The following is a 14,251-nucleotide window of genomic DNA, read 5'->3' on the forward strand; positions in this document are numbered from 1 at the left end:
GGAGCGATCCACCGGCCCTTTTTTTACCCGTCAGATACCCGCGTGGCTTGCGGACACCTTCGAACCGCGCATCATAAGGTGCGACAGCGACCTGATTTCCATCCAAATGTGGGAAGCCGGGGAGGACGATGTTACCTTGGGGCACTCGCTCGATCTTCCGGCGCGGCGCATCCTGTCGGCGGATATAGTCGCGGGTTTGCGCCCTAGTGCGTGAAGCTCGACATGCGAGACCGCCTTTCGTCGACCTCCAGATCGAAGGCTGCGCTCCGAGAGGGCGGAATTCCCATTTTATCACACTTTTGAACATACATGCCTCTTTCTTTGCGGTTTGATCGGCGATTATTGCTACGCGAAGTGTAATAAATCCTAGGCACGATCGCGGCTTTGCCGTATTAGCGCACGGTGGAGCTGACAGGTCGGTGCAGGCGTAAGATCCATGTGCCGAAGGGAGAGGGTCGACGAATGACGCTTGGGAAAGAGTATCGCTGATGCCCGCGGCGGTCTTTCAGGATGCGGGCAAACCGCTGATCGAAACCCTGCCCGATCCAGCGTCGGCACCGGCTCAGATGACCCTCGAGATCGCGGATGCGGGCGTTTGCGGGACGGACCTGCGCTTGAGCGAAAGCCTGAACGTGCCGCGCGGCGCGATATTGCGCAGGCGGATGAATTCCTCGCGGCCTGTGAAGCGCTGCGCAGCCAGCACCGGGAAAACAGGGTTTTGATCCGTCCCTGACCGGGCGGCCGATGACGCAAGAATAGAGAATGGGAGACTGAAGATGGCGACTGCGCCGAAGATCGAAGAACTGCATGGCCCTCGCTCGATGGGACATATGGCGCTGCACTATAAGAAGCTGGAGGAAGGCCCCCTGGCGGCGCGGCTGCTCGGCATGCTCGGCTATGTGCTGACGCAGGATCTGGTGTTGCCTTCCGGCGCGCATTTCTATCGCTTCGTGGTGGATTCCCGGCACCAGCCGCGGGGTGACGGCATCGTCTATCTCTCGCTCATTCCCGATGCCCAGCGCGATCTGATGCAGGCGATCCATGAAGCGCTGAATGTCGGCACCGATCATGAACATCCCGCCGTCGTCGCCATGCGCCAGAAGATGGATGAGGACCCCGAATACAGCTTCCACTATGGAACCCTGCTGGAAAGCCTGGAGGACCTCGAATCCATGTTCCTCGCCCTGGAGGATGCGAATGAAAATGATCCTGAGCTCAAGGGCAGGCTCAAGCTGGTTTACAATCGCGCGCTTCCCGGCACCCCCGAAGTTGATGCCCGGCTGGACGCTTCGCCGATCTACAGGGGCGTGACCCGCTATGCCTACGGCAAGAATGGGGTACAGGCTTTTCTAGAAACCGATGTTCTTTCGAGCGGGATGCTGGGCGAAACCATGATGCTCGAGTTTGACTATGTGTTCCCGGGCTATGCCAATCATGTGCTGTCCGTGGTGGAATGGGAATAAGGGACGATCCAGTATCGGAAGGGAGAGCGGGGCGCTGGATGGGTTCATCCGGCGCCCCGTCCCTATGGCGGCCGAAAGAAAGTAGATAAGTAAATACTCACTTGTGTCGAATCGCTCTATGATTTATCTGCTCTGCAAGGCGCGGCAGCCGGAGCAACGGCGCGGCGCCATCGGGACTTAAGAGACAGGAGCGGATCAGGTGACATCGGAAAAGCTGGGCAATCTTCCCCTCAAGGACAACGAAGAATTGCGGCAGGCGCTGGAGGCGGCCGATGTCCGCGCGCTGGTGATGACCTATGTGCATCTGAGCCGCGATGAGGAGATGCTGGACCGTTTCGCACCTGCTCTGCCATCGGCCAGCCTCGGTATGTTGCCCAATCCCTCGGACGAGCTGCTCGCCGACCTGCGGGGCAGGGTGCTGGCCTTGCTGACCACGCCGGGTGCGGCCGCGAAGGGGCCGATTTCGGTCGATCTGCTCAACCGCATCATGAGCGTGGGCATGGGCGAGCCGGTCGACCCGGAATTCATCCCATTGTTGCTGGAGCAGACCGGCCTTGGTCCCCAGCCCGACCGTTCCGGTCGCCCGGCCCGCAAGCGCATCCCCGCCGACTACAAGGCGCTGATCATCGGCGCTGGCCTCACCGGCATGGCCGCCGCGATCAAGCTGGACGAGGCGGGCTACCCCTATGAGATCGTCGAGAAGAATCCGGAAATCGGCGGCACCTGGTGGAGCGCCCGCTATCCCGGCGTCGGCGTCGACACGCCCAGCCACTTCTATTCCTATTCCTTCGAACTCAATCCGGACTGGACCACCTACACTCCGTCCGGCGGCGAGATGCAGGGCTATCTGGCCGGGGTCGCCAGCAAATATGGGCTGCGCGACAGGACCCGGTTCAACACCATGGTAACGACGCTGCGCTGGATCGAGGCGGACGGCCAGTGGGAAGTCACCATGCGCGGCAAGGACGGCGCGGAGGAGACGCGGCGCTATAATGTCGTGATTAACGCCCATGGCCCGATCAGCCGTTGGGAATGGCCGAAGATCGCCGGTCTGGAAGACTTTCAGGGCGTCAAGATGCACACCGGCGCCTGGGACCCGGCGGTGGAGCTGAAGGGCAAGAGGGTCGCGCTGATCGGCACCGGCGCGAGCGCGGCGCAGTGCGGCCCGGCGATCGCGGGCGATGTCGCCAACCTCACCGTCTTCATGCGGTCGGGCCATTGGGTGCTGCCCAACCATATTGCGGGCCTGCCGGTTCCCGACCCGATCAAATGGGCGATGCGCCACATCCCCTATTATCTCGAATGGTTCCGCTTCTCGGTCTACTGGACGGGGTCGGACGGCCTGTATCCCAATCTGCTGATGGACCCCGACTGGCACGACAAGGACCTCACCATTTCGGCCGCCAACGCGCAGCTGCGCGACTATTGCATGCACAATATGCATGTGAAGCTGGCGGGCCGCCCCGATCTGATCGAGAAACTGACGCCCGACGCGCCGGTCTTTTCCAAGCGGATCGTCATGGACACCAACTGGCTGCCCATGTTCATGCGGGACAATGTCGCGCTGGAGACGACGGGGATCGAGCGGATCACGCCCAAGGGCATCCGCACCGTCGACGGCGTCGAGCATGAGTTCGACGTCATCCTCTTCGCCACCGGCTATAATCTGGCGCGGATGACCGGATCGCTGGAGATTATCGGCCGCGACGGCCGCAATCTGGGCGAGGAATGGGGAGAGGAAGATCCCGAAGCCTATTTCGGCCTGACCGTGCCGGGCTATCCCAATTATTTCCATATGACCGGTCCCAACAGCGGTCCCAACCACGGCGCGGGCATCAACCTGCTGAGCGAGGCGCAGGTCCATTATGTGATCGAATGTCTCGATCATCTGGTCGAAACCGGCCACACGGCGCTGGAGCCGACCCGGGCGGCCTGCGACGCGTTCAACGCGCGGGTGCAGGGGCAGATGCCGAACATGATCTGGAGCCACCCGAAGGCGAAGACCTATTATAAGAACAGCAAGGGCAAGGTGATCGTGTCCTGGCCCTTCCGCCTCGTCGATTACTGGAATGAAAGCCGCAGCCTGAAGCTGGCCGATTATCAGTTCCACGGTGTGCCGGCGGAAACCGAGGCGGCCTGACCTTACGGCCAATAGCGGATAATGGCCTGAAATCCCTGAAGGGGTGGAGCGGATGAGCGCGCCGCCCCTTCATGCCGCTCATCGCGCCCCTGCGCCGCGCCTGATCCCATTTTAACGGGCATTTCATATTTTGGGATATATGTCGTTCCCGCTCTGCCGGCCGGGCTTGCGGCAGGCAGGGCGATAAGGGCGGAGGGAGCGGGATGTTTGAATTTCAGTGGCAGGCGCCCGGATTCCTGCATGTGATCGTCAGGGGCCTTTGGTCCGATACCGACGCCGACGACTATGTCGCGGGGCTGTCGGCGAAGGCGGCCGAAATCAGGCGCATCTATGGCAGCGCGCGCGTTCTGGTCGACGGCCGGGAAAGTCTGGTCCAGCCCGCATCCGTCATGGCGAAAATGGCCGGGATTCAGGCGATCCTGATTTGCGTGCCCAATGATCGTGCCGCCTATGTGGTCCGGTCCGCGCTGGGGAAATTGCAGGCGCAACGCCTGTCCACCACCGACCAGTTGCAGGTGTTCCTTTCGGCGGAAGAGGCGCAGCAGTGGCTGCTTTCCTGAACCGCGAGCGATTCCCGAACATTCGCTGATACTATCCTCATTCTGAACGCAAACGGCTGGTTATCGCTACATTTGCCTTTGATTTGCGTATTCGATCCTCCTTGGCTAGAAGGGTCCGGCCCGCCGCTAGAGCGGGGCGCCATTGCAAGGAGAAGCCCATGTCCCTCAGCATCGAAAATCTCGCCACGCGGCTTCAGACGCTGGAGGATAAGGAAGAGATCCGCCTGCTCAAGTCACGCTATCTGCGCGCCTGCGACCTGAAGCAGCCGGAGGTCGTGCGCGACTGTTTCCTGCCCGGCACCGTGCGCATCGACTATCAGGGCTTCCCGCTGTTCACCGACCGGGATGCCTTTGTCGCCGTCTATGAAAGCATGGCCTGTCAGGGCGGCGTCTATGACCTCCATCACGCCACCAACTGGGACATCAGCCTGACCGGACCGGATGAGGCGAAGGGCCTGTGGTCGCTCAATTTCCGGACGATCCTGACCGGCCCGCGCCATGTGGTCCGCCTCTCCGTCGAATATGAGGACGTCTATCGCCGCCAGGACGGCCGCTGGTGGATCGCGGAAAGCGTCAGCCGCCAGACATCCATCCTCACCGAACAGATTGGCGAGGACGGATCGATCACCGTGCTGGCTTCGGGCGCGCCGTCCGCGGCTTGAGAATGGGTTTGGTAATGCGCCTTTTCGGCGCATTTCAGATCGGCGCCGCCTGCGCGCCGCGCACGACTCGGCCGGGCCGGGCGCCGGTCGGCTGGTCGTGGCGGCGGACGGTCTGCCCTGATACGATCGTTGCGACAAAGCCTGTCGCCAACTGGTCCAGCCGCCGCCCGCCGCCGGGCAGGTCGTGCCGCACGACCGGCGCGTGGAGGCGCAGGGCATCAAGGTCGATGATGTTGAGATCCGCCTTGTAGCCCGGTGCGATCCGGCCCCGGTCGCGCAACCCCATGGTTTTGGCCGGACGGTCCGTCAACGCGGCGATCGCCTGCGGCAGGGCGAGCCGGGGTCCCTTGCGGTCGCGCAGCCAGTAGGTCAGCAGGAAGGTCGGATAGCTGGCGTCGCAGATCGCGGCATAATGGGCGCCGCCGTCGCCCAGCCCCATGACCGTGCCGGGATGATTGATGAGGTCGTGCACGGCATCGAGCCGCCCCTGATAATAATTGCCGAGCGTATTGTAGAGCAGGCCGCGCCCATCGCCGCCGTTCATCAGCAGGTCGTAGGCGACTTCCTCCGGCGTGCAGCCGCGCGCGCGGGCCTGCGCGCCCATGCTGCTTTCCAGCGGCGGTTCGTAATTGGGCGGATCGGACAGCGGGAAGATCCAGTCCCAGTTGCGCGTCATCATCGCCAGCGGATGGCCCTCACGCGGGGCTTCCCCCAGCAGACGGGCGTGGAAGGCGGGATCGCGCAGATGGACGAGCTGCTCCTCGATCGGGAGCGCGGCGATCGCCTCATAGCTGGGGCACAGGCAGAAGGGGTGGGTGGACAGTTCAAAGCCTGAAATCATGCCGACCGGGCGTGGCAGGATCTGCGGGCTGACGGCCACGCCGCTCTCATTCGCCGCGTCGCAGATCCGCAGCGCCTCCTTCCACACCGGCTCGCCCTGATTGGAGGTGCCCAGCGTGAAAGTGGCGGGGCGGCCTGACGATTCCGCGACGGCCAGCAGATGCCGTAATTCGCTCTCCCAGCTGGAGAAGGGGGCGTCGAGCACCATTTGCAGCACGCCCGTATCGGCATCCCGCATGGCGCCGGCGATGGCCTTGAGTTCCTCCACATCGGCGGCATAGGTCGGGATGTTCTCGCCCGCCTTGGTGCGGTGGATCAGCAGGCGGGAGGTGGCAAAGCCGATCGCCCCGGCCTCCAGCGCCTCGCGGGCGATGCGGCGCATCTGTTCCAGATCCTGCGCCGTCGCCGCCTCTCGCCGGGCGCCGCGCTCGCCCATGACGAAGACGCGGAGCGGGCTGTGCGGCAGCAGCGCCGCGATGTCGATGTCCCGGCGCCGCGATTCGAGCGCATCCAGATAATCCGGGAAACTTTCCCAGTCCCAGCGCAGTCCTTCGGCCATGACTACGCCGGGAATATCCTCCACCCCCTCCATCAGCCGGATCAGCCGTTCGCGATCATCGGCGCGGCAGGGGGCGAAGCCGACGCCGCAATTGCCGATCACGACCGTGGTGACGCCATGGGAGGAGGAGGGGGAGAGTTCCTCCGCCCAGGTCGCCTGCCCGTCATAATGGGTGTGAATGTCGACGAAGCCGGGCGTGACGGTCAGGCCGGCGGCGTCGATCCGCTCACGCGCCTCGCCGACTTCCAGTTGACCGACGCCGACGATCAGGCCGTCGCGAACGGCAATGTCTCCGGTGAAGGGATCGCCGCCGCTGCCGTCGACAATGGTGCCGCCGCGGATCAGCAGATCGCAGGTGGGGATGATGGTCATGGCGTGCCCGTCAGGCCGGTTCGAGGATGGATTGCAGCGGGGCGCGTTCGGCCCAATAGGCGCCTTCGCGATCCGTGTTCACATCGACCACGCCGCGCACGCCCAGCGCCTCCCGCGCTTCGCCAAGCGGCAGGTGGAAGACCGTCTCCAGCTTCTTCATAAACAGGGCGTCGCTTTCCTGACCGACCCGCATGCCGCGCTGGATCGCGTTGACGCAGGTGGGCCAGACATGCGGATAATGGAGCATGGTTCGCACCGTGTAGCGCAGCGATCCGAAGATCTGAATGAGGTTCACTTCGGCCGCCAGTTTGGGATTTTTCATGAATTTGGGCACATTGGTCAGCCGATACCAGTAGGGGACCAGCTCGCCCATGAAGTTGAAGCCGCCGCCGCAGAGAATATGTTCGAAATCATGGGTCTGGCCGGAGCGGAGATTATAATAATCAAGCTGGGTTTTCGGTTCGCGCCATGGCGTGATCTGAATTTCATAATTGCCCGAATGCATCTGCTCGTAGAAGATGCCGCCCAGCGATCCGGGAGCATATTGGCTAAAGTCGTCGATCGTATAGGTCGAAACGAAGCCTTCGCTGAACCAGGCGTCCAGTTCCGGATTGACCTTGCGTTCCTGCGTGAACATTTGCTCCACCGCATCATAGTCCCGCAGCGAATCCAATATGCCGATAAATTCGTGCATCTCTGCCTGCGGCGGCATGTCGGCGCCGTTTTTGCGCAGGCAGATCATCGCCAGCCATTCGCGCAGTCGCGGATTGTTGAGATATTTGGATGAGGAAATCAGCACGCTGCTGTCCGTGCTGACCGGCATCACGCCGCGCAGCAGATAGGGTATTTCGGCCATGGCCATCCTCTCCTCGCTTTAATTCAGTTCCAGCTTCCTGCCGCCCGACCCCCAGGCGCTGATGCGCGGGTCGCCAATCTGGAATTGCGGCAGCAGTTCGAAGAAGCTCTTGTCGGCCACGCACACGCGCTGAAGGCGGCGGGGCGTCATGCCCGTCAGGTCGCAGCGACTGTGCTGAAGCGCGATATTGTCCCAGATCAGGAAATCGCCCCGGTTCCAGCGATGGCGATAGATGCGGTCTTCGGCGTAAAGTTCGTCGAACAGGGCATCGAGCAGCGCGTCGCTTTCCTCACGGGGAAGGCCATCGATCCGCGCCGTCTGCATATGGTTGATGTAAAGCACCGGCTCGCCCGTGCGGGGATGGGGGATGATCGCGGGCCGGGTCTGCTGCGGCACGAAGTCGGGAACCTCATGCTCCACGGCGCGGTGCGACTGGATCAGCGCCAGCGCCGTCACCGCGTCGCGCTTGTCCAGTTTCTCGGCAAGGCTGGCCGGCAGGCTTTCCAGCACCGTCACGCCATTGGCGAAGGCGGTCCAGCTCTGGCCGTCATTCACCTCCAGCGCATGGAGGGAGAGGATCTTGAAAGGAGCCTCGGTGAAGGCGAGATCGCTGTGCCATGTCAGCGGCCCGGCGCCCAGATTGCCGTCGCTGGAAATCTCCCGGAATTCGCCCTTCGACCCCAGGACCTTGCCGAAGAGGGAGAGGATGCGGACCTGCTCCGCCTCGCTCAGCTGCTGGTTGCGGAACAGGACCAGCTTGTGCCGGTCGAACAGGGTGAGCAGCCGTTGCTCGAAGCCCGTCGGCCAAGGCCCGTCCAGCCGGACGTCGATTTCCACGCCGAACGGTTCGATCGGCCGTTCCTGCCACAAGGCGTCGGTCATCCTCTCGCTCTCCTTGTTTCTGTGAACGAACGGTATCGAACCGTTCGGTTATCGTCAAGGCGTTCCGATCGGGGTGGGGGTGCATCCGGCGTCCAAGCTGATATAGCCGCGCCCATGGGGCAGCAGGATCAGCGCGACATAGAGGCGGCGGAACAAGGGCGGTCAGAGCCGATGTCGCAGCGCGTGCGGCATTTGCTGGCGGTGGCGCGTGCGGCATTTGTGGCGCGGGGGCTGGATGCGGTCAGCATCGATGCGATCGCGCGGGCCGGTGGCGTCAGCAAGGAGACGATCTACCGCCATTTCGCCGACAAGGAGGCGCTGTTCCGCGCTGCGCTGGAGGCGGCGGGCGAGGAGTTTACGGCGCGGGCGGAGGCCGTGCACCGGGCTGCGGGCGATCCGCGAATCGAGCTGGCTGAACTGGCGCGGGCGATCCTCGATTCGGCGCAGGATCAGGGCATGTTCAGCGCGCTCTGGGTCGCGGCAAGCGTGGCGCAGCGCATGCCGGATCTCGCGGTCAGCCTGCAGGAAGGCCAGTGGCGGCGGATGGAGCCGGTGCGCCACGCGCTGGAGGATTATGCCCGGCGGCAGGGCGTGACGCAGCCCGTGCCGCTGGACATGGCGCTCGACTTCGGGTCGCTGGCGGTGGAGGGGCCGGCGGTGCTGATGGGCTTTCCTTCGCCCCCGCCGGCCGATCGACAATTTATATCGGAGCGCGTCGCCCGGCTGTTTTCCCAAGGTATTACCGGAGCGATCGCGACAGGGGAAGACGCCGTGTCTGGCGATGCCGATGCGCCGGTTGATCGCCCTGCCGCCGCACCGCACCATATCCGCACGCTGCTGGATGTGGCGGGGCGCCATTTTCTCGATCAGGGATATGAGGGCGCGAGTCTTGACCTGATCGGCGCCGAGGCGCGGGTGGGGCGGGGCACGCTCTACCGGCATTTCGGCAGCAAGGCGGGGCTGTTCGCGGCTGCCGTTCGGCAACGGGCGCATGAACTGGTCCCCGCCACGCTGCCTGCGCTGCCGCCCGGCGTCATGGATCGCGCTGCGCTGGCGCATTTTGTGGAGAAGGCGATCGGCAGTCTGGCGTCGGAATCCTCCATCCAACTCCACCGGATCGCCATCAGCCAGTCGCGCCGTGACGGCGAAAGCGCACGGGCCGTCTTCGCGATCGTGCGCGCGCCATGGGTCGCGGCCCTGTCGGACTGGCTCGCGTCGCTGGGGCTGCGCGGGAACCTTTCATGGTATGGGCGCGAGCTACTCGTGCTTGCGATCAGGGGCAACCGCCTGTTCGCCGGCGGCGGGCCGGTCCCACCGGCAGATCGCCGGCTTTTCGCGACGCGCGCGGTTACGATTTTTCTCGATGGATTTGTCGGCTTGCTCTGATGCATCCGCATTTCATCATCAATATTCGTTATTGACCGCTATTTGCGTAAAGTCATAGTGCATCCAACGGACAGGAGTGGATGCGATGATCGATTATGGTTTGCAGGGCAAGGTGGCAATGGTGACGGGCGCGGGAGGCGGAATCGGCCGGGCCAGCGCCCTTGCCTTCGCGCGGTCGGGTGCGAGTGTGCTGGTGAGCGACGTGCATGACGGCAATGGCGAGGAAACGGTGGCGCTGATCCGCGACATGGGCGGGACGGCGGCCTATCAGCGTTGCGACGTCAGCGACGGGGCGCAGGTGAAGGCGATGGTCGCCGCCGCGCTCGACCGGTTCGGACGGCTGGATTGTGCCTTCAACAATGCCGGGATCAACTCGGTCGCGCTGGACGAATATGAGGATGCCGTCTGGGACCGGGCGATGTCGGTCAATCTGAAGGGCGTGATGCTCTGCATGCGGGAGGCCGCTGCCGTGATGCTGAAGCAGGGCGGCGGGTCGATCGTCAACACCGCGTCGATCAACGGCGTCGTCGGCAATCCGGCGCAGCCCGCCTATACGGCGGCGAAACATGGGGTGGTCGGCCTGACCCGCCATGGCGCGCTGCGCTGGGCGAAGGCGGGGATTCGCGTCAATGCGGTCTGCCCCGGCGTCATCGATACGGCGATGACGGCGCAGGCCGTGGCCAATCCGCAGGCCCGCGCCATGATCGAATCGATGACCCCGATGGGCCGCATGGGGCGGGCCGAGGAAATCGCCGAAGCGGTGGTGTGGCTCTGTTCCGATGCGGCGAGCTTCATCACGGGCCAGCCCTTGCTGGTCGACGGGGGCGTGACCGCCATCTGACGGCGGCCATAATGACCGTTGTGCCATGCCCCTGCGATGTCCCATAGGGTGGTGGTATCGATCAGGCAGGGGACCGATGGCGGGAGCGGCGGAAGACAAGGCGGACGGAAAGGGCGCCCCGGTCGCAGGCGGACGGGCGGCCTATCTGGAACGGCGGCGGGCGGCGACGCGCGCCGCCATCCTGTCTGCGGCGCGGCAGGTGTTCGCGGAGGCAAGCTATGGCGACGCCCGGATCGACGACATCATCGGGGGGGCAGGAGTCAGCCGGGCTACCTTCTATGCCCATTTCGAATCGAAGTTCGAACTGGCCTGCGCCATCTACGACGAGATTGCGCCGCAGACGGCCGCGCTCTTTGCCCGGCTCCCGGCGCTGACGCGGGGCGACCGGGCCGGGATCAGGCAATGGCTGGACGATTTTGTCGGCATCCATCTGGAGCATCGCAACGTGACGTCGCTGATCGCGCAGCTTCAGCTGTTCGAGCGGCGTTTCCGCGCCCGCATCCTGAGCGATGCCGAAGCGCTGATCGATCTGGCGGCCGCAGGGAAGGGAACGGGCTTTGCCCAAGCGAAGGGGCCGGAAGATGCGGCGCGGCGGCAGCGGGCGCGGGTCCGGCTGCTGTTCAACCGGGTGGCGATACTCTGCGCGGAAGTGGCGCGGGGCGAGCTGTCGCGGGCGGATGCCGACATCAGCCTGGAACTGGTCAGCGAGGAAATCGCCCAGTTCCTGTCGGCGTGAAAACAGGAACAGACCTTCATCGGCGCGCTGGACTCCAAACTAGACTGAGAGTATAGTATCAAAAAAATGGAGTGGTAGAGGAGAGGCGCCGGTGGTGATCCGCGTGGGCATGGTTGGCGCGAATCCGGACTATGGCTGGGGGTCGGGCGTGCATCGCCGGGTCATCGAGCATCTGCCCGGCTTCACCTTGCAGGGCGTGTGCACCACGCGGGAGGACAGCGCCCGCCGGGCCGCCGCCCAGTTCGGCGCGCCGAACTGGTTCACCGATCATGAGGCGCTGAGCGCGCATCCCGATATCGATCTGGTCGCCATCTGCGTGAAGGCGCCGCATCATTACGCCATCGCCCATGCGGCGCTGAATGCGGGCAAGCATGTCTATTGCGAATGGCCGCTGACGATCAGCGTCGAACAGGCGGACGAACTGGCCGCGCTGGCCCGCCGTCAGGGGGTGAAGGCGATGATCGGCCTGCATCTGCGTGGTTCGCCCGCGCTGCGGCAGGCGGCGCGGCTGGTGGCGGAGGGCTATGTCGGACAGCTCTACGGCCTGACGGTTCATGCCCGGATGTTCGGGCCGCAGATGCGCGCCATGGCGACGCGGGCGGGCGGCACGACGCTGCTGTCCATTTATGGCGGGCATCTGATGGACGCTATCGACCATGTCGGCGGCGGGATTGCCGAGTGCGCCATGCGCGCCGCCATCCACCTGCCGCCCGTCGACGAAAAGGGCGCGCCGGTCGATCGGGATGCGTTCGACCATCTGCAATGTCATGGCTCCCTGCAGGGCGGGGCGCTGTTCGCCCTCGATCTGGCGGGGGTCAGTCTGAGCGGCATGGGCTGTAGCTGGCGGATCGACGGCAGCGAGGGCGCGCTGATGCTTTCGACCCGCGACGCCACGCTGCCCGCGATCGAGGCGCTGGCCCTGCACGGGGCGCGCCATGGCGGGCCGTTCGAGCCGATCGCCATCGCGCCCGAACTGGACTGCGCCGCGATACCCGCCGGTCCGGATCGCTACAGCGCCTATCCCGGCAGCTTCGCCTCTCGCGAGGCGCTGGCTTCGATCGGCAATCTCTATGCCGAACTGGGCGCGGCGATCCGCGCCGACACGCCCGTCACGCCCGATTTCGACCGCGCCGCCGCCATTCAAAGTCTGCTGGCGCGGCTGGACGTTCAATCCCACCCCATGACCGGAGTTGCCGCATGAGCGCCGATGCAGACCCTGAAATCCATGACGTCACCTCCGGCAGCCCGGTTTTCTACCTGAACGGCCGTCGCAAGATCCGCACGGAGAGCAGCGTGCCTGTCAGCTCCTCGCGCTGGCTGAACGATGCGCGGGTGCGCGAATGGATGGCGACCGAAAGCCTGCGCCGCAACGGTCACGATTATCCGCTGCTCTATGGCCTGCCGACGCTGATGGAGGCGGTCGATCAGGTCCGCGACGTCGAACAGGCCGAAATATTGGTGGCGCAGGAGCGGGCGAACAATCCCGCCTTCGATCGCTGGCTGAGCGAAGCCTTTGTTTCGACCTATTCCAAGGAAGATCTGCGCGCCTATCCCGAAGGAACGGTCGGTCGGCAACTGTTCGACTATATGGATGAATATGATCTCTCACCCGAACTGAATTCCCGCATATTGGCCGATCCGGACTGGAAACCCGCCAATGCGCTGGACTATTGGAATTTGCGCATGGGGCAGACGCATGACTGCTATCATATATTGGGCGAAATCGGGTTTGGGACCATCGCGGAATATTTCATTACCGGCGTGGTGACGGGCAACGCCTTTCGCCATCTGGGCGCGGAACTGGCAGGGGCGCTGATGACCGTCAATACGCTTATCATGTTTCCCTGGATGACGCGGACCATGCTGCACTATCCCGGCGCCTGGCCCGACCTGTGGCGGAACCTCAGTTATGGCTATGAGGTCGGGCAACAGTCCGACATGCTGTTTTCCGCCCGGTTCGAGGACATATTGCACCTGCCGCCCGCGCAGGCGCGCGAGGCGCTGGGCTGGCGCGGACATCGCGGGCCGGTCGACAGCCGGGAGGCGTCGCTGATCTTTGGCGAGGGACGGGAAATCATCCCCTGACAGTCGACCTGCTTTACCCTGCTGTCGTCCGCTCCCGTTCGGGGCGCCGTGATGCGCGAGTCCGGACATGCCGGTCAGTGGCGGAAAAGGGCGGGCAAAAAATATCCTATATGTTTTCGGCCCCGATATGATAGGCTGAAACCTGCCATGCCGGATACAATAGAACCCCAGTCATCGACCGACCGCAAAGTCTCTCCGCACCGTTCCTCGAGAGGCATGACCCTTGTCGAGCGCGCCTATCGCCATCTGCTCTCGATGCTGATGACCGTGAAGATCGCCCCCGGCGAACGCATTCCGATCGACAGCGTGGCAAGGCAATTGGGCATTTCCCAAACGCCGATCCGCGAGGCGTTGAGCCAGCTGGAGGCCGAGAAGCTGGTCTATAAGACCACCAATGTAGGTTATCGCGCTTCTCCCCCAATGACTCCGGAGGAAGTGCAGGACCTCTATGCCCTGCGGTTGCTGGTGGAGCCTTATGCCGCCGCCCGGGCCGCTGAATCCATGGATGAGCAGGAGCTGGCTGCCCTACAGGCGATTCAGGAAAAGATGGACTCGATCGTCGATCGCAGCGAGCAGGCCTATGCGGAGATCGCGGATGCGGACGCGCAGTTGCATCGCCTGATTGCCCATGGCAGCGGCAATCGTCTGATCGAGGAAACGATCGAGCGGCTTCATGCGCATTTTCAGATCTTCCGGTCGCTGTATCAGAACAGCGCTCAACCCAATGCGCCGGACGCCGCGGCGGACGAACACAGGCGCATCATTGCCGCGCTGCTGGCGCGCGATCCGGCGGCGGCCGAGGAAGCGGTTCGGGAACATCTGATGCATTCGCGCCGGCGCATGGACAGGGCCATCTGACAATCCGTCCC

General features: G+C 64.0%; 14 protein-coding genes. 11 read left to right on the plus strand and 3 right to left on the minus strand.

All coding sequences use genetic code 11. The features are described from left to right. Positions 1–488: 488 nt before the first annotated feature. The 5 genes from ACFC3J_RS00110 to ACFC3J_RS00130 all read left to right on the plus strand — a co-directional run bounded on the left by ACFC3J_RS00110 (position 489) and on the right by ACFC3J_RS00130 (position 4,825). Positions 489–722 carry a hypothetical protein gene (locus ACFC3J_RS00110; RefSeq protein WP_375194176.1) on the plus strand — a complete coding sequence of 78 codons (234 nt, stop codon included), beginning with the start codon at positions 489–491 and terminating at the stop codon, positions 720–722. 54 nt (positions 723–776) lie between these two features. After that, positions 777–1,463 carry a hypothetical protein gene (locus ACFC3J_RS00115; protein ID WP_375194177.1) on the plus strand — a complete coding sequence of 229 codons (687 nt, stop codon included), beginning with the start codon at positions 777–779 and terminating at the stop codon, positions 1,461–1,463. A 199-nt stretch (positions 1,464–1,662) separates the two neighbouring features. Next, positions 1,663–3,603, plus strand: coding sequence for an NAD(P)-binding protein (locus ACFC3J_RS00120; protein ID WP_375194178.1), 1,941 nt, complete (start codon positions 1,663–1,665; stop codon positions 3,601–3,603). A 203-nt stretch (positions 3,604–3,806) separates the two neighbouring features. Beyond that, positions 3,807–4,163: a hypothetical protein gene (locus ACFC3J_RS00125; protein ID WP_375194179.1), complete on the plus strand. Its 357-nt coding sequence runs from the start codon at positions 3,807–3,809 to the stop codon at positions 4,161–4,163. Positions 4,164–4,321: 158 nt separating this feature from the next. Continuing rightward, positions 4,322–4,825, plus strand: a complete 504-nt coding sequence (locus ACFC3J_RS00130; protein WP_375194180.1) for a nuclear transport factor 2 family protein — start codon at positions 4,322–4,324, stop codon at positions 4,823–4,825. Positions 4,826–4,859: 34 nt separating this feature from the next. On the opposite strand, the gene ACFC3J_RS00135 is transcribed toward ACFC3J_RS00130, so the two are convergent. Genes ACFC3J_RS00135 through ACFC3J_RS00145 form a run of 3 tightly spaced genes read right to left on the minus strand, consistent with a single transcriptional unit; the run spans position 4,860 to position 8,334 of the window. Then, complete coding sequence (locus tag ACFC3J_RS00135; RefSeq protein ID WP_375194181.1) at positions 4,860–6,596, minus strand: amidohydrolase family protein; 1,737 nt, start codon at positions 6,594–6,596, stop codon at positions 4,860–4,862. Between the two features lie 10 nt (positions 6,597–6,606). Next, positions 6,607–7,452, minus strand: a complete 846-nt coding sequence (locus ACFC3J_RS00140) for a hypothetical protein (RefSeq protein WP_375194182.1) — start codon at positions 7,450–7,452, stop codon at positions 6,607–6,609. An 18-nt stretch (positions 7,453–7,470) separates the two neighbouring features. Beyond that, positions 7,471–8,334, minus strand: coding sequence for a TauD/TfdA dioxygenase family protein (locus tag ACFC3J_RS00145; RefSeq protein WP_375194183.1), 864 nt, complete (start codon positions 8,332–8,334; stop codon positions 7,471–7,473). Positions 8,335–8,448: 114 nt separating this feature from the next. Between ACFC3J_RS00145 and ACFC3J_RS00150 the strand changes: the two genes are divergently transcribed. From ACFC3J_RS00150 to ACFC3J_RS00175, 6 genes are all read left to right on the plus strand, one after another. After that, positions 8,449–9,720 (plus strand): TetR/AcrR family transcriptional regulator, encoded by a 1,272-nt coding sequence (locus ACFC3J_RS00150; protein WP_375194184.1) that lies wholly within the window; start codon positions 8,449–8,451, stop codon positions 9,718–9,720. 85 nt (positions 9,721–9,805) lie between these two features. Beyond that, complete coding sequence (locus ACFC3J_RS00155) at positions 9,806–10,561, plus strand: SDR family NAD(P)-dependent oxidoreductase (RefSeq protein ID WP_375194185.1); 756 nt, start codon at positions 9,806–9,808, stop codon at positions 10,559–10,561. 76 nt (positions 10,562–10,637) lie between these two features. Continuing rightward, complete coding sequence (locus tag ACFC3J_RS00160; protein ID WP_375194186.1) at positions 10,638–11,297, plus strand: TetR/AcrR family transcriptional regulator; 660 nt, start codon at positions 10,638–10,640, stop codon at positions 11,295–11,297. 91 nt (positions 11,298–11,388) lie between these two features. After that, positions 11,389–12,498, plus strand: a complete 1,110-nt coding sequence (locus ACFC3J_RS00165; protein WP_375194187.1) for a Gfo/Idh/MocA family protein — start codon at positions 11,389–11,391, stop codon at positions 12,496–12,498. Beyond that, positions 12,495–13,382 carry a Coq4 family protein gene (locus tag ACFC3J_RS00170; RefSeq protein ID WP_375194188.1) on the plus strand — a complete coding sequence of 296 codons (888 nt, stop codon included), beginning with the start codon at positions 12,495–12,497 and terminating at the stop codon, positions 13,380–13,382. Before ACFC3J_RS00165 ends, ACFC3J_RS00170 begins: the two co-directional genes overlap by 4 nt. Before the next feature lie 216 nt (positions 13,383–13,598). Then, positions 13,599–14,240, plus strand: coding sequence for a GntR family transcriptional regulator (locus ACFC3J_RS00175; RefSeq protein ID WP_375194189.1), 642 nt, complete (start codon positions 13,599–13,601; stop codon positions 14,238–14,240). Positions 14,241–14,251 lie beyond the last annotated feature (11 nt).

Origin of the sequence: Sphingobium sp. (assembly GCF_041987595.1) — a bacterium.
Classification (GTDB): Bacteria; Pseudomonadota; Alphaproteobacteria; order Sphingomonadales; family Sphingomonadaceae; genus Sphingobium.